Origin of the sequence: Buttiauxella cochleicola (genome assembly GCF_021282405.1) — a bacterium.
In the GTDB taxonomy this organism is placed as follows: Bacteria; Pseudomonadota; Gammaproteobacteria; order Enterobacterales; family Enterobacteriaceae; genus Buttiauxella; species Buttiauxella massiliensis.
The window spans coordinates 105,192-131,770 of sequence record NZ_JAJSOU010000003.1; the positions used below are offsets into that span (position 1 = coordinate 105,192).

At 49.3% G+C, this 26,579-nt stretch carries 24 protein-coding genes; 11 read left to right on the forward strand and 13 right to left on the reverse strand.

The window, feature by feature from the left end; all coding sequences use genetic code 11:
• Nucleotides 1-50 precede the first annotated feature (50 nt).
• Together ispA and xseB are read right to left on the reverse strand one after the other, a co-directional pair.
• Nucleotides 51-950 (reverse strand): (2E,6E)-farnesyl diphosphate synthase, encoded by a 900-nt coding sequence (ispA, locus tag LVQ79_RS04895; protein ID WP_232864099.1) that lies wholly within the window; start codon nt 948-950, stop codon nt 51-53.
• Nucleotides 951-1,193: an exodeoxyribonuclease VII small subunit gene (gene xseB / locus LVQ79_RS04900; RefSeq protein ID WP_034493701.1), complete on the reverse strand. Its 243-nt coding sequence runs from the start codon at nt 1,191-1,193 to the stop codon at nt 951-953.
• A gap of 192 nt (nt 1,194-1,385) precedes the next feature.
• On the opposite strand from xseB, the gene thiI reads away from it, so the two are divergent.
• Nucleotides 1,386-2,834 carry a tRNA uracil 4-sulfurtransferase ThiI gene (gene thiI / locus LVQ79_RS04905; protein ID WP_232864100.1) on the forward strand — a complete coding sequence of 483 codons (1,449 nt, stop codon included), beginning with the start codon at nt 1,386-1,388 and terminating at the stop codon, nt 2,832-2,834.
• Between the two features lie 37 nt (nt 2,835-2,871).
• On the opposite strand, the gene LVQ79_RS04910 is transcribed toward thiI, so the two are convergent.
• Nucleotides 2,872-3,561, reverse strand: a complete 690-nt coding sequence (locus tag LVQ79_RS04910) for an IclR family transcriptional regulator (RefSeq protein WP_232864101.1) — start codon at nt 3,559-3,561, stop codon at nt 2,872-2,874.
• Nucleotides 3,562-3,732: 171 nt separating this feature from the next.
• On the opposite strand from LVQ79_RS04910, the gene LVQ79_RS04915 reads away from it, so the two are divergent.
• Genes LVQ79_RS04915 through LVQ79_RS04925 form a run of 3 tightly spaced genes read left to right on the forward strand, consistent with a single transcriptional unit; the run spans nt 3,733 to nt 7,427 of the window.
• Nucleotides 3,733-6,066 carry a molybdopterin-containing oxidoreductase family protein gene (locus LVQ79_RS04915; RefSeq protein WP_232864102.1) on the forward strand — a complete coding sequence of 778 codons (2,334 nt, stop codon included), beginning with the start codon at nt 3,733-3,735 and terminating at the stop codon, nt 6,064-6,066.
• A 2-nt stretch (nt 6,067-6,068) separates the two neighbouring features.
• Nucleotides 6,069-6,617: a 4Fe-4S dicluster domain-containing protein gene (locus tag LVQ79_RS04920; protein ID WP_232864103.1), complete on the forward strand. Its 549-nt coding sequence runs from the start codon at nt 6,069-6,071 to the stop codon at nt 6,615-6,617.
• 9 nt (nt 6,618-6,626) lie between these two features.
• Nucleotides 6,627-7,427, forward strand: a complete 801-nt coding sequence (locus tag LVQ79_RS04925) for a dimethyl sulfoxide reductase anchor subunit family protein (RefSeq protein WP_232864104.1) — start codon at nt 6,627-6,629, stop codon at nt 7,425-7,427.
• Between the two features lie 12 nt (nt 7,428-7,439).
• Here LVQ79_RS04925 and yajL read toward each other — a convergent pair whose 3' ends face one another.
• Nucleotides 7,440-8,030, reverse strand: a complete 591-nt coding sequence (gene yajL, locus LVQ79_RS04930) for a protein deglycase YajL (protein WP_232864105.1) — start codon at nt 8,028-8,030, stop codon at nt 7,440-7,442.
• Nucleotides 7,990-8,904, reverse strand: a complete 915-nt coding sequence (gene panE, locus LVQ79_RS04935; protein ID WP_232864106.1) for a 2-dehydropantoate 2-reductase — start codon at nt 8,902-8,904, stop codon at nt 7,990-7,992. Before panE ends, yajL begins: the two co-directional genes overlap by 41 nt.
• 127 nt (nt 8,905-9,031) lie before the next feature.
• Here panE and LVQ79_RS04940 point away from each other — a divergent pair, with 127 nt between their 5' ends.
• The gene (locus LVQ79_RS04940) at nt 9,032-9,523 is read left to right on the forward strand and encodes a YajQ family cyclic di-GMP-binding protein (protein ID WP_064516617.1); all 492 of its coding nucleotides are present in this window, start codon (nt 9,032-9,034) and stop codon (nt 9,521-9,523) included.
• Nucleotides 9,524-9,537: 14 nt separating this feature from the next.
• On the opposite strand, the gene LVQ79_RS04945 is transcribed toward LVQ79_RS04940, so the two are convergent.
• From LVQ79_RS04945 to LVQ79_RS04980, 8 genes are all read right to left on the reverse strand, one after another.
• The gene (locus tag LVQ79_RS04945; protein ID WP_232864107.1) at nt 9,538-10,902 is read right to left on the reverse strand and encodes an MFS transporter; all 1,365 of its coding nucleotides are present in this window, start codon (nt 10,900-10,902) and stop codon (nt 9,538-9,540) included.
• A 147-nt stretch (nt 10,903-11,049) separates the two neighbouring features.
• A complete protein-coding gene (gene cyoE / locus LVQ79_RS04950) occupies nt 11,050-11,937 on the reverse strand; it encodes a heme o synthase (protein WP_232864108.1) in 888 nt (295 codons plus the stop codon).
• Between the two features lie 135 nt (nt 11,938-12,072).
• Nucleotides 12,073-12,402: a cytochrome o ubiquinol oxidase subunit IV gene (locus LVQ79_RS04955; protein ID WP_034457975.1), complete on the reverse strand. Its 330-nt coding sequence runs from the start codon at nt 12,400-12,402 to the stop codon at nt 12,073-12,075.
• Nucleotides 12,402-13,016, reverse strand: a complete 615-nt coding sequence (locus LVQ79_RS04960) for a cytochrome o ubiquinol oxidase subunit III (RefSeq protein ID WP_151994737.1) — start codon at nt 13,014-13,016, stop codon at nt 12,402-12,404. Before LVQ79_RS04960 ends, LVQ79_RS04955 begins: the two co-directional genes overlap by 1 nt.
• Nucleotides 13,006-14,997, reverse strand: a complete 1,992-nt coding sequence (cyoB, locus tag LVQ79_RS04965) for a cytochrome o ubiquinol oxidase subunit I (RefSeq protein WP_232864109.1) — start codon at nt 14,995-14,997, stop codon at nt 13,006-13,008. Before cyoB ends, LVQ79_RS04960 begins: the two co-directional genes overlap by 11 nt.
• A gap of 19 nt (nt 14,998-15,016) precedes the next feature.
• Entirely contained in the window at nt 15,017-15,964 is a 948-nt protein-coding gene (gene cyoA / locus LVQ79_RS04970) for a cytochrome o ubiquinol oxidase subunit II (RefSeq protein WP_232864110.1), read from the reverse strand.
• A gap of 473 nt (nt 15,965-16,437) precedes the next feature.
• Nucleotides 16,438-17,913, reverse strand: a complete 1,476-nt coding sequence (gene ampG / locus LVQ79_RS04975; protein WP_232864111.1) for a muropeptide MFS transporter AmpG — start codon at nt 17,911-17,913, stop codon at nt 16,438-16,440.
• A 48-nt stretch (nt 17,914-17,961) separates the two neighbouring features.
• On the reverse strand, nt 17,962-18,540 hold the full coding sequence (locus tag LVQ79_RS04980) for a lipoprotein (protein WP_034457986.1): 579 nt from the start codon (nt 18,538-18,540) through the stop codon (nt 17,962-17,964).
• A gap of 305 nt (nt 18,541-18,845) precedes the next feature.
• Here LVQ79_RS04980 and bolA point away from each other — a divergent pair, with 305 nt between their 5' ends.
• The 6 genes from bolA to hupB all read left to right on the forward strand — a co-directional run bounded on the left by bolA (nt 18,846) and on the right by hupB (nt 26,259).
• Nucleotides 18,846-19,163 (forward strand): transcriptional regulator BolA, encoded by a 318-nt coding sequence (bolA, locus tag LVQ79_RS04985; protein ID WP_034457988.1) that lies wholly within the window; start codon nt 18,846-18,848, stop codon nt 19,161-19,163.
• A gap of 356 nt (nt 19,164-19,519) precedes the next feature.
• Nucleotides 19,520-20,818, forward strand: a complete 1,299-nt coding sequence (gene tig / locus LVQ79_RS04990; RefSeq protein WP_232864112.1) for a trigger factor — start codon at nt 19,520-19,522, stop codon at nt 20,816-20,818.
• Nucleotides 20,819-21,138: 320 nt separating this feature from the next.
• On the forward strand, nt 21,139-21,762 hold the full coding sequence (gene clpP / locus LVQ79_RS04995) for an ATP-dependent Clp endopeptidase proteolytic subunit ClpP (protein ID WP_064516635.1): 624 nt from the start codon (nt 21,139-21,141) through the stop codon (nt 21,760-21,762).
• Nucleotides 21,763-21,895: 133 nt separating this feature from the next.
• Entirely contained in the window at nt 21,896-23,170 is a 1,275-nt protein-coding gene (gene clpX, locus LVQ79_RS05000) for an ATP-dependent protease ATP-binding subunit ClpX (RefSeq protein ID WP_120066138.1), read from the forward strand.
• Nucleotides 23,171-23,421: 251 nt separating this feature from the next.
• Entirely contained in the window at nt 23,422-25,776 is a 2,355-nt protein-coding gene (gene lon / locus LVQ79_RS05005) for an endopeptidase La (RefSeq protein ID WP_151994741.1), read from the forward strand.
• Nucleotides 25,777-25,986: 210 nt separating this feature from the next.
• Nucleotides 25,987-26,259: a nucleoid-associated protein HU-beta gene (gene hupB, locus LVQ79_RS05010; protein ID WP_151994742.1), complete on the forward strand. Its 273-nt coding sequence runs from the start codon at nt 25,987-25,989 to the stop codon at nt 26,257-26,259.
• The last annotated feature ends 320 nt before the right edge of the window (nt 26,260-26,579 follow it).

Consider the following 26,579-nt stretch of genomic DNA (forward strand, 5'->3'; position numbering starts at 1 on the left):
ACTCTTCATCCTTCAAGCCTGCGCCCGAATGCCAAAGGGTAAGTTAATAATTATTTATCACGTTGGATTATATAGCTCGCTAACGCTTCCAGTGCGGTAGTGTCTAACGACTGGCGAGCCAGGCCTTCCAACGCCCTGAGAGAATCCTGGTAGAGATCCCAAGCTTTAGTTTTGGCATTTTCAAGCCCCAACAAGGCCGGATAGGTACTTTTACCCAGATGCTGGTCGGCGCCCTGGCGTTTACCCAGTGTAGCGGTATCACCAATAACGTCGAGGATATCGTCCTGAACCTGGAATGCCAGCCCGATGCTTTCAGCGTAACGGTCAAGCAACGGCAGGGCGTTACGGCCTGCATCACCTGCGCTCAATGCACCCAGACGAACGGCGGCACGAATTAGCGCACCTGTTTTATGGCGATGAATGCGCTCAAGGCTTTGCAAATCTACATGCTTACCTTCCGCTTCCAGATCCAGTGCCTGGCCACCGCACATTCCCGCAACGCCACTGGCTGTTGCCAGTTCTTTTACCATTGCCAGCCTGTCGGCAATCGCCACGCCAGTCATAGGTGCATCACTGAGTATAGAAAACGCCAACGTTTGTAGGGCGTCTCCGGCCAAAATGGCACTGGCTTCACCGAACTTAATGTGACAGGTCGGCTGCCCACGACGTAAATCGTCGTCGTCCATGGCAGGTAAATCATCATGAATCAATGAATAAGCATGGATACATTCGATTGCCGCAGCAGGTGCATCCAGCGTCTCTTGCGCTATGCCGAACATTTCCCCGGTCGCATAAACCAGGAAAGGGCGCAGTCTCTTGCCACCAAATAGTGCGCCATAGTGCATAGCCTCAACCAGAGGAGTGTTCTGAAACGGTAGCGGTGCCAGAAAACGCAGCAGCGCATCGTTGGCCCGCTCGGCGTGGGCCTGCAACTGATGGTTAAAATCCATTTACTCGTTATCCGGGGTAAAAGGCTTGAGTGGGGCGTCTTCGCTATCGTTTAGCAGGATTTGTACGCGTTGCTCTGCCTGTTGCAGTTTCACTTGACCCTGACGCGCCAGTTGCACGCCACGTTCAAATTCATTTAACGCCTCTTCGAGCGCTAAATCTCCGCTTTCAAGACGAGTAACAATCTGCTCAAGCTCCACAAGCGCAGTTTCAAAACTGGCCGGGACTTCGGTTTTTTTCGGCATAGTGAATGTCTGACTCTAATAATTTTTGCGACCCCACCATGGTAGCGGAGTCATTTGTGTAACGCCATGGCAAGCTCTTAGTGATATACTTTTGCGCCTCGGATGTAACGGCGCTTATTGCCGCTGCAATTCTTTAAGTCTTTCAGCCCGCATGGTTTACCATGCCTGGCTCATCAACGAATCATAGCCGCCATGAAGTTTATCATTAAATTGTTCCCGGAAATCACAATCAAGAGTCAATCTGTGCGCATACGCTTTATTAAGATGCTCACCGGGAACATTCGCAACGTTTTAAAACACTACGATGAAGATCTGGCGGTTGTTCGCCACTGGGACAACATTGAAGTTCGCGCTAAAGATGAAAATCAGCGCATCGCCATTCGTGAAGCATTGACCCGCATTCCTGGTATTCACCACATTCTGGAAGTTGAAGATGTGCCGTTTACCGATTTGCACAATATCTTCGAACAGGCGCTGGAACTTTATCGCGAGCAACTGGAGGGCAAAACCTTCTGTGTGCGTGTGAAACGTCGTGGTAAGCATGAGTTTAGCTCGATTGAAGTTGAACGCTATGTCGGCGGCGGCCTGAATCAGCACATTGAATCAGCGCGCGTAAAACTGACTAAGCCTGAAGTGACCGTGAATCTGGAAATCGAAAACGATCGCCTGCTGCTGGTGAAAGGCCGTTACGAAGGTATCGGCGGCTTCCCGATTGGTACGCAAGAAGATGTGCTGTCGCTGATTTCCGGTGGTTTCGACTCCGGGGTTTCCAGCTATATGCTGATGCGTCGCGGTTGCCGCGTGCATTATTGCTTCTTTAACCTCGGTGGTGCGGCGCACGAAATCGGCGTTAAACAAGTGGCGCATTATCTGTGGAACCGTTTCGGTAGCTCCCACCGCGTGCGTTTCGTGGCGATCAACTTTGAGCCGGTTGTTGGCGAAATCCTCGAGAAAGTCGAAGACGGCCAGATGGGCGTGGTGCTCAAACGTATGTTCGTACGTGCCGCTTCCCGTGTGGCAGAGCGCTACGGCGTGCAGGCGCTGGTGACTGGTGAAGCACTGGGCCAGGTTTCCAGCCAGACGCTGACCAACCTGCGTTTAATCGACAATGTTTCCGATACGCTGATTCTGCGCCCGCTTATCTCTCACGATAAAGAGCACATCATCGATCTGGCACGTGAAATTGGTACCGCTGATTTCGCTCGTACCATGCCGGAATACTGTGGTGTTATCTCGAAGAGCCCAACCGTTAAAGCGGTGAAGGCGAAGATTGAAGCAGAAGAAGCCAATTTTGACTTCTCTGTCCTCGATCGTGTGATTGAAGAAGCCACCAACATCGATATCCGTGAAATTGCCAATCAGAGCAAAGAAGTGGTAACGGAAGTTGAAACCGTTGATGCGTTTGGCCCGAATGACGTGCTGCTGGATATCCGTTCTATCGACGAGCAAGACGATAAGCCATTCAAGCCAGAAGGCGTGGAAGTGGCATCACTGCCATTCTATAAACTGAGCACCGCATTCGGCGATTTGGACCAGAGCAAAAACTATTTGCTGTGGTGCGATCGTGGTGTGATGAGCCGTTTGCAGGCGCTGTATCTGCGTGAGCAAGGTTTTGAGAACGTGAAGGTTTATCGCGCTTAAATTATTCGACAAGGGTCTTTCTTACAGGAGGACCCTTTCACAACTCCAGTGTCGATAACGCTTGTTTCAATTCCCGTGCAATCTCAGGAATCTGTTCTTTTTCGAAGAATCCCATTGTGACACCAATAGCCAACAGGTTGCCTTTACGGTTCAGTATCGGGCAGGCGATTGATTGCGCACCAGGGATTCCCTGCGCAGGTTTATAACGCACGGCGTATCCCCGTCTTGTTGTCTCTTCAATTAATTGCTGTTCTCGCTCATTCGCTGGCGTGTAATTGCCAAAGCACATATACACTTGCCCGGCAGCACTTAAGTGAAGCGGGATTGGCGTATTATCGCGAAAATCAATTTCGACATTTCGAAAACTGCGGTGATAGTGGCGTAGAACAAGATTGCCCGATTGAGCAATGACCATACCAGTTGAGAGATTCATCCGATCGCGAAACTCGCACAGCAAGTTGTTGATCAAAGAGAGTGGATCGGCGTGAGTTGCTGCACTACTGGCGAGCCGCACAATCGTGTCACCCAAGCAGTACTGCCCGCTGCCATCCTGAAACAATATTCCCGTCCGGCAAAGTGAAACAAGATACTTATGCAGACGGCTTTTTGATAAGCCGCAACCTTTTGCTATATCCGTTGCTCTAGCCCGGCCATGCTGCGTGGCGATGTACTCCATAATGGAGACCGCAATATCGACTGAATTAACACCTTGTATCGTTTCTGGCATGGTATATCCCGTTCTCAATCTTCGCTGAGTCTATCACTAAACCCTCTGATATCGATCCGACTTCACATTCCTTAAACCTTGATTTCGGGATTAAACGATCGTTGATATCTCTCAAGTTCACCATTGGTTTACCATGGTTCACTAATGGTGATTAAAAACAGGAGGTATTTCATGGAAGCGTTGAGCAAATATCGATTACAACGAAGAATGTTACTTAAAGGGATGGGCGTTATTGGGTTAGCTTCACTTACACCCTGTATGTTGGGTTTACGTCAGGCAAACGGCGAGCCACTACCACGGGTGCGCCTGAAACTCTCGGATTACAAGACCTACCGCTCCACCTGTGCAATGGAGTGCTTGCATTGCAATTTGACTGCCTTTGTCTGGCAAGACCGTTTGATGAAAATCGAGGCAAGCAAAGATTTCAATGTGAAATGTTGCCTGCGCGGTATTAGCCGTACCAAATGGGTATATCACCCACTACGTTTGACCCAGCCACTTTTGCGTACCGGTGAGAAAGGGAAAGGGATTTTTAAACCGATCGGTTGGGATGAAGCTCTCGATCTTATCGAAAATAAGATTCGTGACACGATTGAGGCTCATGGCAATGAAGGGCTGTTAATCACTACCCATGCCGGGAATATGGACTCCATCAAGAATGATATGGGGAAAGCCTTTTTCGACTATCTGGGTGGATCAACCAAACAGGCGGGATCTCTTTGCTGTGCAGCGGTGACTGCAGCCATGATACCCATGCTGGGCCTACGCTATGCAGATACACGCGATACGATAGCTGACAGTCGTTACATTCTTTGCTGGGGGAACAATCCAGCAGTAACCATGCATGCTTATTTCAAAAATTATAGTCAGGCGCAGCGCAATGGCGCACGCATGGTGGTTATCGATCCTCGTTTCAATGAAACGGCGGCAAAAGCAGATGAGTGGATCCCTATTGTTCCGGGTACTGACATTGCTTTGGCTTTGGGGATGATCAAAATCATCATTGATGAAAAGCGTTATGACGCGGAATTTTTGAGAGCACATACCGGTGCCGTTTATCTAATAGACGCACAGCAAAAATTATTGCGTGAAAAAGCTGAAGATCCGGATAGCTATCTGGTCTTCGATACCCGCAGTCAGCGCGTTGTGCGTCATGACTTACCCGGAGTAATACCTGCTCTTTTCAGCAACGAATTGCCAGTTGGCAGCGCGTTTACCACCGTTCTTGACCAGATAAAACAAGAAGCAGAGCCCTGGAATGTTCAACGAGTAACAGAAGAAACTGATATTCCTGAACAGACGGTATTGCGACTTGCTCGTGATTACGCCAGCACAACACCTTCGATGATTATCCAGAATATGTCCGGTGCGCAACGCACTGAATTTGGGACTTATGTCGCTGCGAGCCAATTCTATCTGGCATTGCTCACTGGGAATATTGGTAAACGGGGCGCTGGTGTTTGCGATGCCGGTGGCGCAAGGCAGATGGCTAAGTTCTCCCCCATTATCCCACCTGCACCAAATGCAAAAAAAATTGCGCCAATTCCTGTGTCGAAAATTGGGGAATGGATTGTCCAGCAGAAACCTCATCCTGTTAAGTTCTGGTGGAACATGACGATGGGAGCTATGACTCAACTCCCCAATACCAACCAGGTTCGGGAAGCCTTCAAAAGCGTTCCTTTTGTTGTGGTTGCGGACAACTTGATGACTTCCTCAGCGCTGTATGCGGATCTGGTGCTTCCAGTTACGACCATTTTTGAAGATGTAAGCCTGATGGCTGGTGTGCGTAGTCATTACGTGCAATTGATGGAAAAGGCTGTGGAACCGCCGGGTGAAGCGAAACCTGATTATTGGATTTTTGCCCGACTCGCAGAGCGCTTTGGCTTTGGTGAGGTGTTCAACCAGCCAATAGAGCACTACATCGATGCTTGCCTGGAAGGTTCTGGTATTACTCGTGAGATGTTGGCTAAAGGACCTGTTCGCCCAACGGAGGGCGATTGGATTCCATTCAAAGACGGGCAATTCCGGACCAGTACGGGCAAAGCAAATCTGTTTATAGAAGAGTGGCAAAAGAAAAACTTTTCACCGGTGGTCACCTGGAAACAGGTTTCTGAGTCAGTAAAAGGCTCTCCTGAGCTCGCGAAAAAATATCCTCTAATGGCGGTACAGCGAAAGCTGGCCCGCAGCGTTCATTCTAGCCACGGCATGAATGAATGGATCCTCGAGGTTCAACGTAACCGTCCAAACGTGATGATTCATCCCGATGATGCGCGCTCGCGCGATATCAGCGCTGGCGAATGGGTGGTGGTTTATAACCATCGCGGCGAACATCGGGCGATAGCGGATGTAACCACTCATATAAAGCGTGGTGTGGTGTCGTTAGATAACGGTTGGTGGGAACAACAGGGCGGTAGTAGTAGCCATGTAACGAATGATCATGTGGAACCATTAAGCAACGGACATTGCTGTAACAGTACGTTGGTTGATGTGAGAAGGGAGGCGTAACTGTGGCTAAACAATATGGTTTTCTCATCGATATGAAAAACTGCTATGGCTGCAAAACATGCAGCATGGCGTGTAAATCAGAAAACGAAACACCTCTGGGCGTGCTTTGGCGACGTGTAAGGGAGTGTCGGACGGATGATCCAAACAGTCAGGCATTTATTACGATGTCCTGTAACCACTGTGACGATCCTCAATGCATAAAAGTTTGCCCGGCGAATACCTACCATAAACGTCCTGATGGCATCGTAGTACAGGATCACGACCGCTGTATCGGTTGCCGTATGTGCATTATGGCTTGTCCATATAACGCACCCGTGTTCGATCCCAATGAAGGTAAAACGAGTAAATGTAATCTTTGTGCCGAGAGGCTAGATGAAGGTTTATTACCGCGTTGTGTTGAGTCTTGCCCTGCAGGGGTGCTGCGCTTTGGCGAAATTTCGGCACTACGAGCGGAATATCAAACTCCCTGGGAACGGCTGGAGAAACGTTATCACCTGCCTGACCACCGGATCAGTGGGCCAAATATCGTGATCATTCCTGCGGATGAATAAGGAGCTTATATGGAAATTTATGAATTACCGCTCGTGTTCTTTACTGTTCTGGCGCAATGGGGGATAGGTGGTGTCATCGCTTTAACTCTTTGCCTGGTTGGGAGAGATAGGGTTTTTGATACGCTAACAACGCGCAAAATTGCATCAGCTTTTTGGCTGGTAACTGTAGTAGGTTCCTGTGCTTCTTTGGCACATTTGGGGTCGCCATTGGGAGCCTATCGGGCTTTTGCTGGGATAGGGCGCTCATGGCTTAGTCGTGAAGTCGTTGCCTTTATTTTGCTTAATGGCGCTCTGACGCTGTGGCTCATAATGTGCTGGTTTGCGAACGATTCAGTATGGATGAAAGTCGCCAACTGGGGCGTGTGTTTACTGGGCATTGGCGCAATACTTGTCAGCTCTCAGATCTATTACCAGATGACGCTGCACCCATTGTGGAACACACTCGCCACTCCGTCCGCTTTCTTCGGCACCTCAATATTGCTTGGATTTGCCAGTGTCAGCGTCATGGCAAATTATGTTCAGCAAAATCTCCCGGCTACGCTTAAATTTGGGTTGTTGCTGGGAATCGCGTTGGTCGCAATGTCGCTGTGGATGCGATACAGAATTCCCGGTGCGGAAGCCAGCAGTGCGTTGTTCTGGTGGCAGTTGCTGGCAAGTCTTGTCGTAAGTGGCTGGCTATTATCTCGCGCAGGCAGTAGAAAAATCCCGTTATTTGCAGGGATATTGCTGGTAGGGATAATTCTATCGGGTGAATTTGCAGGCAGGATGTTGTTTTATGGCAACGTCATGAGCGGAGCGCCCTGGTTTTAGGGCGCTTACAGATTAGATCCGATAATCGAAAATACCCGGAGGCAAGACAACCTGAGCCGCTACTTCAGCGGCTTTTTCTTTCCCTGCCAGCAGATGGATAATCTTTAGGGCAAAATCCATCGCAGTACCTGGCCCTTGACTGGTCAACAGGTTAAAACGCGGATCCCAGACCATACGTTTATCTTGCCATTGTTCTTCTGGAATCGTCTCTTTTAGCCCAGGAAAACCAGTCATATTGGCGATTGGGAAAAGTTCATGCGGAACTAATACCGTACCGGCTGCGGCACATATAGCGGCAACGATGCGCCCTGAAAGATGGAATTGGCGCACGGTTTCAACCAGCAGTGGGCTGTCGCGGAAACATTCCGCACCTTTTAAGCCGCCCGGCAAAACGATGATATCAAACTCACCGTCCGCCACTTCAACCAGCGGCGCGTCAGCGAGCAGTTTTACCCCACGCGAACAGGTAATCGTCAGATCCCCATCGCTGGCAACGCTTGCTGTAGTAACGCTAATACCGCCACGGACCAGAAGATCGATAGTGGTGACAGCTTCGGTCTCTTCAGTCCCAGGAGCCAGACAAACCAGTGCTCGAGCGCTCATATTCATTCTCCTTACGCTTTATTTGCTCATACAAGCGGCTGTTCACCGGCACTGAAAGGCCATGGGCGCGCGCGCGTTGCAGTAAATAACCAGTAATGTAATCAATCTCAGTGTGGCGTTCGATGCGCACATCCTGAAGCATCGATGAAATATTTTCCGCCGTGCTTTCGATAACTTCGCCGACATAATAAATCAAGTCTTCGGCCGTAGTGTGGTGACCTTCACGTTCCATTACTCTGGCGACCTCATGGCATATCTCATCAACTTCGCTCTGATGATGGCGCAGCTCACCATTCGGGCAATTGTAGAGTGCAGTAAGTGGGTTTATCACACAGTTCACAGCCAGTTTTTTCCAGTTCGCTGCAAGAATGTTGTCGTGCCAGGCTATTTCAGGTAACGCATGGTGCAGCATATCTGCAAGAAAGCTAAAATCGTTGCCCGCAGCGTTCCCAGGCCCAATATGTGTGATGCCATTGGCTACGTGAATAATGATGTTGTTATCGCGTCGGGCAGCATGCGTGGTAGCACCTGATAAAAGGGGTTGGTGCAATGCCCCTAATTCTTCGAGAGTGCCCATACCATTATGTAGCAGCAGAATAGGGCAGTTAGTCGGAAGTTTGCCGGCCAGTGCTTTCACGGCGTCAGAAACCTGCCATGCTTTTAGTGTCACCAGCAATAATTCACTACTTGCGAGAAAATCAGGATCGTTGGCGATAAGCGTTTGGTTGAACACGCTACCATCGGTTTCGACCAGATTGACATGGCAAAAAGGTTGCGGCACGCGCAGCCATCCTTGAACTTCATGTCCCTGCTTAAAAAGCGATGCCAGCCAGAGTTGGCCGAGCGCACCGCAACCTAGCACGGTGATTTTCATTTTGCCTCCTGGCAGCAGATGTTTTGCTTAATCTATATTATACAGGGCTCTCTCCTGCTTTAACGGGTTGTTTTGCGCGGCCCAGCAGGTATTATGCAACGCAACAAAAAGAGAGGGAGAAGAAAGCATGCCATCTTTTGACATTGTGTCTGAAATTGATATCCAGGAAGTGCGTAACGCGATTGAAAACGCGGAACGTGAGGTTGCTACTCGTTTTGACTTCCGTAATGTGCCGGCAACATTTGAACTGAATGAGAAAAATCAGTCCATCAAAGTTGCCAGCGAGTCTGACTTCCAGGTCAACCAACTGTTGGATATTCTTCGTGCCAAGCTGCTTAAGCGCGGTATCGAAGGAGCTTCAATTGATGTGCCGGAAGAGTTCGTGCACAGCGGTAAAACCTGGAGCGTTGAAGCGAAGCTCAAGCAGGGCATTGAATCGACTATCGCCAAGAAAATTGTGAAGCTGATTAAAGACAGCAAGACCAAAGTTCAGGTGCAGATTCAGGGCGAAGAGCTGCGTGTAACCGGCAAATCTCGCGACGATTTACAGGCCGCAATGGCGCTGGTTCGTGGTGGTGATTTGGGGCAACCGTTCCAGTTTAAAAACTTCCGCGACTGATTTTTAAAGGGGCTTTATGCCCCTTTCACCAACTGTTCAATCTCAAATCGATTCGTTAGCTTGCTGTCTATCTTCACGTAGGCGCTGCGTTCCTGCGCGATAATATTCACATCACTCACGCCATGTTGAGCCAGCAAACGCTGTTTTAGTGATTCGTCTGCGGTCACATCTTCCGGAAGTTCAATTCGCAGGCTTGCCACATACGGTGGCTCAGTCATAGTGCTACTGACTAGTAGCCACACCATTGCCAGTAATGCGCCCATCAAGAATACCGTCTGCGAATCAAATAACCCGTCAATCCATCCGCCCAGTGAACCGCCAATGGCTACGCCTAAAAACTGGCTGGTGGAGTAAATCCCCATCGCCGTTCCTTTGTAACCTGCCGGAGATTCCTTGCTGATAAGCGACGGTAAAATAGCCTCCATTAGGTTAAAGGCGAGGAAGAACAATTGGACACCCAACACCAGTTCCCAGAAGTGCGGGCCGGAACCCCACAGAACAATTTCAGCGATTAGCAATAATGCAACACAGCCCACAAACACGCGTTTCATACGGCGTTTTACTTCCGCATAAATGATAAATGGAACCACTGAAGCAAAAGCAATCAACATAGTGCAAAGGTAAACTTTCCAGTGCTCAGACGCCGGGAAACCCGCCTGCTCGAGTTGGCCTGGGAGCGCGACAAACGTCGACATCAACATGATGTGCAGGCACATGATGCCGAAGTTCAGCTTCAGTAGTTTCGGCTCGGCCAGCACTTTGCTAAAGCAGCCTTTCACCATGCCGGACTCGCGGTTCAACACATGGCTTTTGGTGTTTGGCACCACCCACAGGGTGATTAAAATGCCGCAACTTGCCAATACGGCAATCATCCAGAACAGTGCGTTTAAGCCGAGGCTATGGGTGATGATTGGGCCCAGTACCATGGCGATGGCAAAGGTGACGCCGAAGCTCACGCCGATAAAAGCCATGGCTTTGGTACGATTCTGTTCGCGGGTTAAATCCGAAAGCAGTGCCATTACAGCCGCAGCAATTGCACCTGAGCCTTGTAATGCACGGCCAAGAATAACGCCCCAGATAGAGTCAGACAGCGCAGCTATTACGCTACCAAGCACGAATATCAGCAAGCCACCGATAATTAGCGGTTTGCGGCCAATACGGTCGGAAAGCAGACCAAAAGGAATCTGGAAGACAGCTTGAGCAAGACCATAGATGCCGATGGCAATACCAATTAGCGCTTCACTGGCACCCTGTAGCGCCATTCCGTAAGTAGTAAGAACCGGTAGCACCATAAACATGCCGAGCATGCGTAGTGAAAATACCGTGCCTAAACCCCACGTCGCTCGTAACTCGACGGGCGTCATTTTGTAATCGTTCATTACCACCTCAGATAAAAAGCAGGCCTTAGTGTAGTGCGTGGGCAGGGGAGGGTAAATGGCTGGTTGTTTAATAAATATTACAATGTGGAATGCTTGATGGCACTAATAAAAAAGGGCGCAATTGCGCCCTTTTATGAGGTTCATGACTTACCAGACGTAAGTCATAAGATTTTGTGAATCTGGCACCATGAAATCGACCGACATCATCACGCTTAATGAGGTAATAGCAACGATTGAAAAGACGAACAATTTGCGCGCCCAGACTTTATCGTCTTCCACTTTATAACCACGTAATGCCATACCCAACCACCAGACACTGACGGCGGCGGCAACAACCAGATATTTCCATCCGGCATAACCACCCAGCGACAGCATCAACGTTGCGACAGCAAAAGCGATGATATAAACCGTGATGTGGTTTTTCGCGACCGAAATCCCTTTAACCACCGGCAACACCGGAATGTTGGCGGCCTGGTAATCTTTAAAGCGGAAGATAGCAATCGCGTACGAGTGCGGCATCTGCCACAGGCTAAAGATAGCCAGCAGGATTAAAGCACCGGCATCAAATTCATTGGTTACAGCGCAGTAACCAATAACTGGCGGTGCAGCACCTGACAGGCTGCCAATTAGCGTGCCGTAAACGGATTTGCGTTTCATGTACAGGCTATAAACGCCGACATAAACCACAAAGCCCATTACACCTAACCACATAGCCAGCGGATTAGCACCAAACCACAGCAGCATGAAGCCAGCAATACCCAACAAGGTGGCGTATACCAGCGAGGTTTTCGGCGCAATCAAGCCTTTGACCAAAACCCTGTTCTTGGTTCTCTCCATCTTGCGGTCAATATCGCGGTCGATGAAGTTGTTATAAACACAACCCGACGCCACGACCAACGACACCCCAACCAGGGTGGAGATAAACAGGGAATAATCAATACTGCCCTTTGAGGCCAGTAAAAATCCGCCAATGACAGAAATTAAATTGCCGAAAATAATTCCTGGTTTTGTTACTTGCAGGTATTGCTTAATCATATATACCCGTCATCCTTCAGATTGCAGGGGTGTTGGCTGCCCTCTTTCACCCCGGTCACTTAGCTTACTAAGCTCCCGGGGATTCACTCGGTTGCCGCCTTCCTGCAACCCGAATGATTTGGGTATAGGCCGTTCTTAGTGAACCATCATGTTCTGGTTGAGGTTCCACATAATCCAGATAGAGCCGACCACCAGAATGGCTATTATCAGCGCAGTAAAGGCAAAGGCCACCAGGTTCCAACGCTCCTCAGAAGAGGTGTTCATGTGCAGGAAGCACACCAGGTGAACCAAAATCTGTACCACAGCACTTACCAGCACCACGCCAAGAATAACGGCATGGGATGCTGTACCTGTCATCACCATCCAGAACGGGATTGCCGTCAGGATGATAGACAGGATAAAACCAGTCATATAGGTTTTAACGCTACCGTGGTGGGCGCCAGCGTGTTCATTTGAATGGCTCATTACATCGCCCCCATCAGATAAACAACCGAGAATACACAGATCCAAACCACATCCAGGAAGTGCCAGAACAAGCTCAGGCACATCAGGCGAGTGCGGTTAGCAGGGGTCAAGCCGCGACGGTAAACGTGGAACATCATCAACGCCATCCAGACCAGACCCGAAGTTACGTGCAGACCGTGCGTACCAACCAGGGCAAAGAAGCCTGACAGGAAGCCGCTACGATCCGGACCGAAACCTTCTTTGATCAGGTGATGGAATTCATAGATTTCCATCGCGACGAAGCCCGCACCAAACAGGAAGGTCAGCGCAAGCCAGGAGATAACCTGGCTCTTGTTGCCTTTGTTCATGGAGATGATCGCCATGCCGTAGGTGATGGAGCTGAACAACAGCAGGGCAGTTTCAACCAGCACAAATGGCAGTTCGAAAATGTCTTTCCCTGCCGGGCCGCCGGCAGTGCCGTTCACCAGAACGGCATAGGTAGCAAACAAGCAACAGAACAGAATGCAGTCGCTCATCAGGTAGATCCAGAAACCAAAGACCTTGTTGGTTCCTGCATCGTGATGCCCATGCTCAGCGGCGTGGGCGTTAGCGTGAGTGAGAGTTTCAGTTGACATTTTTCAGCCCTGCTTTGGTAATTTCATCGAAGTGCTGGTTTTCCAGTTTTTCGACTTCCGCAACCGGAACGTAGTAATCCACATCTTCGTCGAAGCTTTTCGCAATCCAGGTGATGATGATGCCTGCGAATGAAGCAATCGCCAGCCACCAGATGTGCCAGATCATCGCAAAACCAAACACGGTAGCGAACGCAGCAATTACGATGCCCGCAGCGCTGTTACGTGGCATATGAATCTCTTCATAATGCGTTGGCTGTTTGTACGCTTCACCTTTCTCTTTCATTTCCCAGAATGCATCACGTTCATGAACGTGTGGCAGGTGGGCAAAGTTGTAGAACGGAGGAGGGGAAGAAGTTGCCCACTCCAGCGTACGGCCACCCCACGGGTCACCAGTCAGATCACGGTTCTGCTCACGGTCACGGATTGATACGTAGAACTGAATCAGCTGGCACAGGATGCCCAGAGCAATCAGCGCTGCACCGCAAGCTGCAACAACCAGCAGAGTGTGGAACTGCGGATCAATCTGTTGGCTCAGGCGACGGGTCATACCCATGAAGCCCAGCACGTACAGCGGCATAAATGCGACGAAGAAGCCGATGATCCAGAACCAGAATGCACGCTTGCCCCAGGTTTCGTTCAGCGTGAAGCCGAAGGCTTTTGGCCACCAGTAAGTCAGGCCAGCGAAGCAACCGAACACCACACCACCGATAATCACGTTATGGAAGTGAGCAATCAGGAACAGGCTGTTGTGCAGTACGAAGTCAGCACCCGGAACCGCTAACAGAACACCGGTCATGCCACCGATAGAGAAGGTGACGATGAAGCCAATGGTCCACAGCATCGCGGAGTTGAAGACGATACGACCCTGATACATGGTGAACAGCCAGTTGAAGATCTTCACCCCTGTTGGGATGGCGATAATCATAGTGGCGATACCGAAGAACGCATTGACGTTCGCGCCGCTGCCCATGGTGAAGAAGTGGTGCAGCCAAACGATGAACGACAGTACCGTAATCGCGATGGTCGCCCACACCAGAGAGGTGTAACCGAACAGGCGTTTTTTCGAGAATGTCGCAACCACTTCTGAGAACACACCAAACACCGGCAGCACCAGGATATAAACTTCCGGGTGACCCCATGCCCAGATGAGGTTGATATACATCATCATGTTGCCACCCATATCATTGGTAAAGAAATGGGTGCCAAGGTAGCGGTCAAGGGTCAACAGTGCGACGGTCACGGTGAAGATTGGGAATGCCGCGATAATCAGTACGTTGGTACACAGCGAAGCCCAGGTAAACACCGGCATTTTGAACATTGTCATGCCAGGCGTACGCATATTCAGGATAGTAACGAAGAAGTTAATACCCGTTAATGTCGTACCGATACCCGAGAGCTGAAGTGCCCATATCCAGTAGTCGACGCCAACCCCCGGACTGTATTCAATGCCCGATAGCGGCGGATAAGCCACCCAACCGGTTTGCGCGAATTCACCTACCCCAAGAGACAGGTTAACCAGCACCACACCCACAACAGTGAACCAGAAGCTCAGGTTGTTCAGGAATGGGAAGGCAACGTCACGCGCACCAATCTGCAACGGCACGACAACGTTCATCAAGCCGATAACAAATGGCATCGCCACGAAGAAGATCATGATTACGCCGTGGGCGGTAAAGATCTGGTCGTAGTGATGAGGTGGCAGGAAGCCTGCTTCTCCGGCGGAAGCCAGAACTTGCTGGCTACGCATCATGATGGCATCAGCAAAGCCACGCAGAAGCATGACGATTGCGACAATCACGTACATTATGCCGAGGCGTTTGTGGTCAACCGAGGTGAACCACTCTTTCCATAAATATTCCCACTTACCGAAGTAAGTGATAGCTGCAACTAGCGCCAGTCCCCCGACGATAATTGCTGCCACCGTAACCATGACAATGGGCTCATGGTATGGGATTGCATCCAGTGTAAGTTTTCCGAACATCGTATTATTCCTCGGCCCCTTAGTGAGAGGTTTCCGCGTGACTCATGTCCATGCCTTCCATACCTTCGTGCGCAGCGTGCTCGCCTTCAGGTTGGGTCATGTCCATGCTCTTCCCGTGCCCCATGAATTTGTTGATTACGTCTTTAAACAAATCTGGCTTAACAGCGGAGAAGTATTCGACTTTGTTGTATTCGCTAGGCTGTGCCAGTTTCTCGTAAGTTGCCATATCGTTCATGACTTCTGGAGATTGTTTAGCTTTAGCAACCCATTGGTTAAAGGTGTCCATATCTGGGGTGGCGATTGCCTTGAACTTCATCCCAGAGAAACCTTTACCACTGTAGTTAGACGAAATACCGTCGTAGGTGCCTGATTCGTCAGCAATCAAGTGCAATTTGGTCTGCATACCTGCCATTGCGTAGATTTGGCTGCCCAGGCGCGGAATAAAGAAGGAGTTCATCACTGAGTTAGAAGTGATTTTGAATTCCACCGGGGTATTGGCTGGGAAGGCGATTTCATTCACCGTAGCAATACCTTGCTCTGGATAGATGAAGAACCATTTCCAGTCCATGGCGATAACTTCGATGGTCACCGGCTTTGCATCGTGAACAAGCGGTTTGCTTGGCTCAAGAGCGTGCGTGGTTTTCCAGGTTAGTACCGCGAGGAAGATGACGATAAGGATAGGAATCGTCCAGACCACAGCTTCAACTTTGTTCGAATGCGACCAGTTGGGGCTGTATTTGGCGTTTGTGTTTGAAGCACGATACTTCCAGGCAAAACCGATAGCCATTGCGATAGCGGGTATTACTACTATCAACATCAGCCCGATTGCTGTCAGTATCAATGAACGTTGTTCCAGTCCAATTTGTCCTTTGGGGTCCAGAAGTGCAGAATCACAGCCACTCAGTAAAAAAGTGCCTGTAATTAATGCCATCCATCCCAAACTTTTATTGTATTTCCTGAGTCTCATTTAACGACCTCAATTCCGGGGAGCTCTAATTGTCGTTTAAAGTGTGAAGGCATTTTACGGGAAGGTTACATTACTGTAAACATGAATGGCGTAGTGTCAGTGTGGTGTTACCGGGTTCTGCCGACAATGTCACATAGAATGCAACAAACTGTAAAATATCGAGATAGCCCGCACCTTGCTGGGTTATAACGAAAACCTATGTTGCTATAAATAGTGTAGGTTAATTGGTATAACCAATCATTTGGCTAAACATAAATTTAACAAAATAGCATCAATTAACAAACGAGATGAGCTGTAAATTAATTGACCGGCTGGCTGAATCGGTTAAAGGTACGAAGAAAATAATTTTCCTGCTAATAATGTAAAAAAAGAGTCTTGCTTTCGAGAAATAATTCACCCAACGAATAACTGCGTGTTAACTGAACAATATAATCACGCGTCGAAACTTATTATTAATATTTATTGGGTGATTTTTAGACCAGTGCCGTTTTTCGCAAAGCCAGGTAATCGAGCAACCCACCAAACAAAATCCCGCCAATAGCAAAAAGCGCACCCCATTCAAGGAACTGAAGGTTGAACGCCCAGTTTGTCAGGCCGATGGCATTGGTAATCAACACCACCAACCACACGGCGAGAAGCGCACAGCCCAGCATCAATGCCCGTAGAGCAATGCGATAGGCGGATGAAAATTCACTGCGTGGGATAAAACTATCGTTATTCTGGGTGTATTCCAGCGTTGTTTTGCACACTAACAGCAGCAAAATGCCAGGAACAGCGGCAACTACTGAGAACAAGTAAAACGTCGGCCAGCCGTGGGCTTCAACAAACCAACCGGCAATCGGGCCGACATAAACTCGACCTACAGCCGAAAGTGCCGAAAGCAGCGCAAACTGAGTCGCAGAAAACGATTTATTACACAGCGTCATAAGCAACGCGACAAATGCCGCCGTGCCCATGCCACCGCAAAGATTCTCAAAGAAAACGGCGGTTGCCATGCTGAACATATTCTTATCAGTAATCGAAAGAAGCCAGTAACCAGCATTAGAGACACCCTGCAAAATGCCAAAGATCAGCAATGCGCGGAAAAGCGACAGGCGCTGCATCAAAATACCGCCGTACAGTGCGCCAATTATAGTGGCAATCAGTCCCAGCGTTTTATTCACCATGCCGACTTCGCCTGCGTCAAAACCGACGCCGCGAATCAAAAATGTGGTCGTCAAACTCATGGCGAATGCATCACCAAGTTTGTACAAAACAATCAGCAGCAGGATTAGCCATGCATTGTTGCGACCAAAGAAATCACGCAGCGGCGCGACGACGGCTTGTTCAAGGCTTTTTGGGACCGGAATTGCATCGGTGGGCTCTGGGGCTAGCAATGTCGCGATGATACAGGGCAGCATCAATGCGGCCATCAACCAGTACATGCCTTGCCAGCCAAGATATCTATCCGCAAGCCATAGTGCTAAACCACCCGATACCAGCATCGCCAGGCGATAACCCAACACACTGATTGCTGCACCCGTGCCGCGTTCTTCAGCCGGAAGAACATCCGTTTTCCATGCATCAAAGACGATATCTTGAGAGGCCGAGCAGAAAGCAATGACAACCGCCAATGCTGCCATCCAACGTAATTGCGAGCCGGGTTCAAGGAAACCCATGCCCGCAATAGCAACCAGCAACAGAATTTGGGTGATCAGCAACCAACCACGACGCCGTCCAAGTAGCGGCGGCGTATATCTGTCCATAATCGGCGACCACAGAAACTTAAATACATAGGCTTGCCCGACAAGCGAGAAGAAACCAATGGTTTTAAGATCGATGTTTTCGACCGTCATCCATGCTTGTAGCGTGCCGGAGGTGAGGGCGAGTGGCAGACCGGATGCAAAACCTAAAATCAAAAGGATGGCTGACTTAGGTTGCTGGAAGAGACGCAGATAATGATTGGGCATACTTTGCTCTACAGCCAGCCCGCATGATGCGGGCTGGTGGGGTATTGATTAACGAGCGTTCTGCTTAATAAAGTCGTGAACGCTGGTGTCCTGAGCCATATCAGCAATGGTATCAGTCAATACGGAGTTCACCGCGTTGGCGATATTTTTGTTGGTGGCCTGGAACGCCCCTTCTACGTTATAGCTAGAACGGTAGTTTTTGGTCATCTTGTTGCCATTTTTCGCCGTCGCAATGATCACGATGTCAGCTTTAGTGGCGATGTTGTAGCGCACGCTGCCCTGAGACACGTCAGCAAACAACTGGTTTACGATGATTTGCAGATCAACCGGACTGTTTGGTCCAACCATGTAACCACGAGCAGTCATCTGTTTTTCCAGCACTTCTTGTAGCAAGAAGCGCAGGTCACGAGATGGAGTCAATGTAACCAGTTGGTTATCACGAGTGACTTTAGCCAGAGCCTGGTCTTTACGTTGATCTGCACCGTTGATGCTGACAGTCACACCCATCAAGCTTGGGTCTTGCTGTGGCAAGCTAATGGTTGGAGAAACATCAATAGTAGTTGGTGGTGTTGCACAGCTGGCCAGCATAAATACGGCGACCAACGGGAATAATAGTTTTTTTAACATGTTCGCTATCTCAATGTACTCAAGGGGCAGGCAGATAAAAAATCACGCCATCATAACACTGCGTTTGCCCAGGGGAAGTAGTTAACGCACGTAATTTCATCGCGTTGCGCTTTTTCTGAGCGGTTGCAAAGCTATCTGACCACTTTGCCCTCGATTAGTGCCGTAATCACATTAATCTACAGGGGCTTGGCTAAGAAAATCAGACGAAAGCTAAATAATTGTTGTAATTCCGTTATTAAAACGGCTAAAAGCGGCTAACATTTAAAGGGATGAGTGGCATCTCTACGTAGTCGAGGAGAAAGTTCATGATGATGCGCGAGCAAATAGAATCAAAATTAAGGGCAGCGTTTGAACCCGTGATCCTGGAAGTCGCGGATGAAAGCTATCGTCACAATGTCCCGGCAGGTTCAGAGAGTCATTTCAAAGTGGTTCTGGTCAGCGATCGTTTTGTGGGTGAGCGTTTTTTAAATCGTCATCGTATGATTTATGGCACTTTGAGTGCAGAACTCTCGTCAACGGTGCATGCGCTGGCATTGCATACCTACACCATAAAGGAATGGGAGGGGTTGCATGACACTATTCTCGCCTCCCCACCTTGCCGTGGAGCAGGGTCAATCGCCTGAAGTTAACCTTCAGACTTGCAACTGAGGGAACTTTTCCTTTATGTTGCGGTATATGAATCGTGTTTTATAAAACGGCCTGCGGGCCGTTTTGTTTTGTCTGAAATAGCCCTCGTTATTCCAGGGTTTGGGCAAAAAATCCAAAAGAACTGTGAAAAGGGCCGCAGCAACACTGTGTTGCCGTTCTCGACTCACCTTGGTGATGCCGCTATAATGCTGCGTCTTATTTTTCGGAATGTCTTCGGGACGATTCTGACGACAGGGAATGTGATTCTGATACAGAAGGCATCCCGGTTCTGCGAAGTGCAAATGAGCGCTTCCAGAGTTGACCGAGCACTGTGATTTTTTGAGGTAACAAGATGCAAGTTTCAGTTGAAACCACTCAGGGCCTTGGCCGCCGTCTCACGATTACTATCGCTGCAGACAGCATCGAAACCGCTGTAAAAAGCGAGCTGGTCAACGTGGCAAAGAAAGCCCGTATCGACGGTTTCCGTAAAGGAAAAGTGCCGATGACTGTTATCGCACAACGCTATGGCGCTTCTGTTCGCCAGGACGTGTTGGGCGAATTGATGAGCCGCAACTTTGTTGAAGCGATCATCAAAGAAAAAATCAATCCAGCTGGCGCACCGAACTACGTTCCAGGCGAATACAAACTGGGCGAAGACTTCACCTACGCGGTTGAGTTTGAAGTGTACCCAGAAGTTGAGCTGCAGGGTCTGGAAGCAATCGAAGTTGAAAAACCGGTTGTAGAAGTGACTGACGAAGACGTTGATGCAATGCTGGACACCCTGCGTAAGCAACAGGCGACCTGGAAAGATTCAGACGCTGCTGCAACTGCAGAAGACCGCGTAACTATCGATTTCACCGGTTCTGTAGACGGCGAAGTATTCGAAGGCGGCAAAGCGTCTGACTTCGTGCTGGCAATGGGCCAGGGTCGTATGATCCCAGGTTTTGAAGACGGTCTGGTTGGTCACAAAGCTGGCGAAGAATTCACTATCGAAGTGACCTTCCCGGAAGATTACCACGCTGAAAACCTGAAAGGTAAAGCGGCTAAGTTCGACATCGTTCTGAAGAAAGTAGAAGAGCGTGAACTGCCAGAATTTACTGAAGAATTCATCAAGCGTTTCGGCGTTGAAGATGGTTCTGTAGCTGGTCTGCGCACCGAAGTTCGTAAAAACATGGATCGTGAGCTGAAAGGCGCTGTGCGTAACCGCATCAAGTCTCAAGCAATCGACGGTCTGGTTAATGCGAACAACATCGATGTTCCAGCTGCACTGATCGACAGCGAAATCGACGTTCTGCGTCGCCAGGCTGCTCAGCGTTTTGGTGGCAACGAAAAACAAGCGCTGGAACTGCCACGTGAACTGTTCGAAGAACAAGCTAAACGTCGCGTAGTTGTTGGCCTGCTGCTGGGCGAAGTCATTCGTACCCACGAGCTGAAAGCTGATGAAGAACGCGTTAAAGGTCTGATCGAAGAAATGGCTTCTGCCTACGAAGATCCGACTGAAGTTGTAGAATTCTACAGCAAAAACAAAGAACTGATGGACAACATGCGTAATGTTGCTCTGGAAGAACAAGCTGTTGAAGCTGTTCTGTCTAAAGCGAAAGTGACTGAGAAAGCCACTAACTTTAGCGAACTGATGAACCAGCAAGCGTAAGCATAATTTTTGGCATCATCGCCAAAATATTGCTGCATCAAGCCCGTCACCTACTGGTGGCGGGCTTTTTTTATCAGTGACTCCCTGAAAACCCATCAATAAAACGCAGTTTCAGGGTTAGCGTAACAAGAAAAGGTTGTTATGCTTGAAACAGGGCAAGCTTATCCCCATAAATAAGGGCATGGCTCGAAAATGGATCCCTGACTGATAATCCGTCCGAATAAGGTAATAGGTGTAAGCAGGAGCGTAGTCTTCTTCTGGCACCTCAAGTAGAATCAGTGCTGCAGGTATCGAAGGCTTAATTATTCCAGGAGACGGAAATGTCATACAGTGGCGAAAGAGATCAATTTGCACCCCATATGGCCCTGGTGCCGATGGTTGTTGAACAGACATCGCGTGGCGAGCGTTCATACGATATCTATTCCCGTCTGCTTAAGGAACGTGTCATCTTTATGACGGGCCAGGTCGAAGACCATATGGCTAACCTGATCGTAGCGCAGATGCTGTTCCTGGAAGCAGAAAACCCAGAAAAAGACATCTATCTCTACATCAACTCACCAGGTGGTGTGATTACCGCTGGTATGTCTATCTACGATACGATGCAATTTATTAAACCAGATGTCAGTACCATCTGTATGGGACAAGCCTGTTCTATGGGTGCATTCCTGCTGACCGCTGGGGCGAAGGGTAAGCGCTTCTGCTTACCGAACTCACGAGTGATGATTCACCAGCCGCTGGGCGGTTATCAGGGCCAGGCTACGGATATCGAAATCCATGCCCGCGAAATCCTGAAAGTGAAAGCTCGTATGAACGAACTTATGGCGCAACACACGGGCAAATCTCTTGAAGAAATAGAGAGAGACACCGAGCGTGACCGTTTCCTCGCAGCAAATGAAGCGGTAGAGTATGGCTTAGTTGACTCAATCCTGACTCACCGTAGCTAATGCCCGAAAATAGTGAGCCGTGTACTATTATTGTTATAGCAGCGGCTCATAGCGCGCTTACGATTGGCTGCGCCGTAGAATGGCACTTGCGCCGTCCTGTTCGGTGCACAGAAACAAATAAGAGGTTTTACCGATGACAGATAAGCGCAAAGACGGTTCAGGCAAACTGCTGTACTGCTCTTTTTGCGGCAAAAGCCAGCATGAAGTGCGTAAACTGATTGCCGGGCCGTCAGTGTATATCTGCGATGAGTGTGTCGACTTATGTAACGACATTATTCGCGAAGAGATTAAAGAAGTCGCTCCGCACCGGGAACGTAGTGCGCTGCCGACTCCGCATGAAATCCGTCACCATCTCGATGATTACGTCATCGGTCAGGAACAGGCTAAAAAAGTCCTGGCGGTTGCGGTTTACAACCACTACAAACGTCTGCGTAACGGCGACAGCACCAACGGTATCGAACTGGGCAAAAGTAACATTCTGCTCATCGGGCCGACGGGTAGCGGGAAAACCCTGCTGGCTGAAACCCTGGCACGTTTACTGGATGTTCCATTCACCATGGCTGATGCCACAACGTTAACCGAAGCAGGTTACGTGGGTGAAGATGTCGAAAACATCATCCAGAAACTGTTGCAGAAATGTGATTACGATGTGCAGAAAGCACAACGCGGTATCGTATATATCGATGAGATCGACAAAATCTCCCGTAAATCTGATAACCCGTCCATCACTCGTGATGTGTCTGGTGAAGGTGTGCAGCAGGCGTTGCTGAAACTTATCGAAGGTACTGTCGCGGCGGTTCCACCTCAGGGTGGCCGTAAGCATCCGCAGCAAGAGTTCTTGCAGGTTGATACCTCCAAGATTCTGTTTATCTGTGGCGGTGCATTCGCAGGGCTGGACAAAGTTATTGCTAACCGCGTTGAAACCGGTTCAGGTATTGGCTTTGGCGCGACCGTAAAAGGTAAATCTCAGAAGGCGACCGAAGGTCAGCTGTTAGGCCAGGTTGAGCCTGAGGATTTGATCAAATTTGGTCTGATCCCTGAATTTATCGGCCGTCTGCCAGTTGTTGCTACGCTGACTGAACTGAGCGAAGAAGCACTGATTCAGATCCTGAAAGAGCCGAAAAACGCCCTGACCAAGCAGTACCAGGCGTTGTTCAATCTGGAAGGTGTTGATCTGGAATTCCGCGACGAAGCGCTGGATGCCATTGCTAAGAAAGCAATGGCACGTAAAACCGGTGCTCGTGGTCTGCGCTCCATCGTAGAAGGCGCATTGCTGGATACCATGTACGATCTTCCTTCTATGGAAGACGTCGAGAAAGTGGTGATTGACGAATCCGTCATCGACGGTCAAAGCAAGCCATTATTAATTTATGGCAAGCCGGAAGAGCTACAAGCATCCGGTGAATAATTCGCCAAAATAACCAGTCAGTTAGTCTAAAAAGGGGGATTTATATCCCCCTTTTGCTTTTCCTTCATTCCTGGCATTGAATGCTCGGGAAACATCCCCATATACTGAATTACTTGTTGGTGATGCCATGATTCCTGTCATCCTTCAAGTGCAGGAGCGTTGTTTACGCCTTCCTGCAAATTGAAAGATTTAAGGTATAAACAGAGGACATCGCCCCATCACCAGGCGGACCTTAACTAAGAGAGAGCTCTATGAATCCTGAGCGTTCTGAACGCATTGAAATCCCCGTATTGCCATTGCGCGATGTGGTGGTTTATCCGCACATGGTAATTCCACTGTTTGTCGGGCGAGAAAAATCCATTCGTTGCCTGGAAGCGGCCATGGATCATGATAAAAAAATCATGCTGGTGGCGCAGAAAGAAGCCTCGACAGATGAGCCAGGTGTCAATGACCTGTTCTCAGTGGGAACCGTCGCATCCATTTTGCAAATGCTGAAACTGCCAGACGGCACGGTAAAAGTGCTGGTTGAGGGTTTACAGCGTGCGCGTATCACCACGCTTTCTGACAACGGTGACCATTTCTCAGCGCAGGCTGAGTACCTGAATTCGCCAGCTATCGAAGAGCGCGAACAGGAAGTGCTGGTGCGCACCGCAATTGGTCAGTTTGAAGGCTACATCAAACTGAACAAAAAAATCCCGCCAGAAGTGCTGACATCGCTGAACAGCATTGACGATCCTGCTCGTCTGGCTGACACCATTGCTGCACATATGCCGTTGAAACTGACTGATAAACAGTCAGTTCTTGAGATGTCCGATATTAACGAACGTCTTGAATATCTGATGGCCATGATGGAGTCAGAAATCGATCTGCTGCAGGTTGAGAAACGTATTCGCAACCGCGTTAAAAAGCAGATGGAAAAGAGCCAGCGTGAGTACTATCTGAACGAGCAAATGAAAGCCATTCAGAAAGAACTCGGCGAAATGGACGACACGCCAGATGAAAACGAAGCGCTAAAACGCAAAATCGACGCGGCTAAAATGCCGAAAGAAGCGCGTGAAAAAACCGAAGCGGAACTGCAAAAACTGAAAATGATGTCGCCAATGTCTGCGGAAGCAACAGTGGTTCGTGGCTACATCGATTGGATGGTGCAGGTACCGTGGAATGCGCGCAGCAAAGTGAAAAAAGATCTGCGTCAGGCGCAGGAAGTCCTCGATACCGATCATTACGGCCTTGAGCGCGTGAAAGATCGTATCCTGGAATACCTCGCAGTCCAGAGTCGCGTTAACAAGCTCAAAGGTCCAATCCTGTGCCTGGTTGGGCCTCCTGGTGTAGGTAAAACCTCTCTGGGTCAGTCCATCGCACGTGCGACCGGACGTAAATACGTGCGCATGGCTTTGGGCGGCGTGCGTGATGAAGCGGAAATTCGCGGTCACCGTCGTACATACATCGGTTCTATGCCAGGCAAACTGATTCAGAAAATGGCGAAAGTGGGCGTTAAAAACCCATTATTCCTGTTGGATGAAATCGACAAAATGTCTTCAGACATGCGTGGCGATCCGGCATCTGCTCTTCTGGAAGTCCTTGATCCAGAACAGAACGTGGCGTTTAACGACCACTATCTGGAAGTGGATTACGATCTCAGCGACGTGATGTTCGTGGCAACCTCTAACTCCATGAACATTCCGGCACCGCTGCTGGACCGTATGGAAGTTATTCGTCTTTCCGGTTACACCGAAGATGAGAAGCTGAACATTGCCAAACAGCATCTGTTGACCAAGCAGATTGAACGCAATGCGCTGAAGAAAGGTGAGATCACGGTTGAGGATAGTGCTATAAGCGGCATTATTCGTTACTACACTCGTGAAGCGGGCGTGCGTAGTCTGGAGCGTGAAATCTCCAAACTGTGCCGTAAAGCGGTCAAACAGCTGCTGCTGGATAAATCGCTCAAGCACATCACCATTAACGGCGACAATCTGAAAGATTTCCTCGGCGTTCAGCGCTTTGACTATGGTCGTGCTGACAGCGAAAACCGTGTGGGCCAGGTAACTGGTCTTGCGTGGACCGAAGTGGGTGGCGATCTGCTGACTATCGAAACCGCATGTGTGCCGGGCAAAGGCAAGCTGACTTACACCGGTTCTCTGGGTGAAGTTATGCAAGAGTCTATCCAGGCTGCACTGACCGTAGTGCGCGCCCGTGCAGAGAAATTAGGCATCAATGCTGATTTCTATGAAAAACGTGATATCCACGTTCACGTGCCAGAAGGTGCGACGCCGAAAGATGGCCCAAGTGCGGGTATTGCGATGTGTACTGCGTTGGTATCTTGCCTGACAGGGAACCCTGTTCGTGCAGATGTGGCTATGACCGGTGAAATCACGTTGCGTGGTCAGGTTCTGCCAATCGGTGGTTTGAAAGAAAAATTGCTGGCGGCACACCGTGGCGGTATCAAAACGGTTCTGATTCCGGATGAAAATAAACGCGATCTGGAAGAGATTCCTGACAACGTTCTCGCCGACCTGGATATTCATCCGGTGAAGCGCATTGAGGAAGTTCTGACCCTTGCATTACAGAACGAACCTTACGGAATGCAGGTTGTGACCGCAAAATAGTGACCTGACGCATATTCGGTTAATAAAATCAGAGCTGGCTGGTGAATTGTCACTTGCCAGCTTTTTTTTGTATCGCTACTTTAGATCGCTGGCGATGCATGCCATTAACAACGGGTGTTGTAAGGGCATGACAGGCCTGATATAACTGCTGCGCGGTCGCACTTTGAAGGATACTGGTGCGATATAAATTATAAAGAGAGGAAGAGAAGAGTGAATAAATCTCAACTGATAGACAAAATTGCCGCCGATGCTGATATTTCTAAAGCTGCGGCTGGACGTGCATTAGATGCTGTGATTGCTGCTGTTACCGACTCTCTGAAATCTGGGGAAGAAGTTGCATTGGTTGGCTTTGGTACATTTGCTGTTAAAGACCGTGCTGCCCGTACAGGCCGTAACCCTCAGACAGGCAAAGAAATCACTATCGCTGCTGCAAAAGTACCAGGTTTCCGTGCTGGTAAAGCGTTGAAAGAAGCAGTTAACTGATTTATCGCTAGCTAATACCCGTTAGCATTCGAGTTGCAGGTAGGCGGCCAGAGAGCTTATCCCGATGAGCTTACTTCAGTAAGTGATTTGGGTAAGTGAGTACAGCCAACGCCCCTACAGCTTGAAGAATGATGGTTATACAGGGCAAGGCTAGTAAAGTTAGGTCAGGGCGCATCGTTAGATGTGCCTTTTTTTATGCCTGATGGCTAATTTTGCGCATGTTTGATGATTTGAACCCGTTTTCTTGTCACAATACCCGCTTGCACGCAGCGGCACAGCAGTACGCATATTCAGGGATGCCCATTTAGCGACTGCGCTGG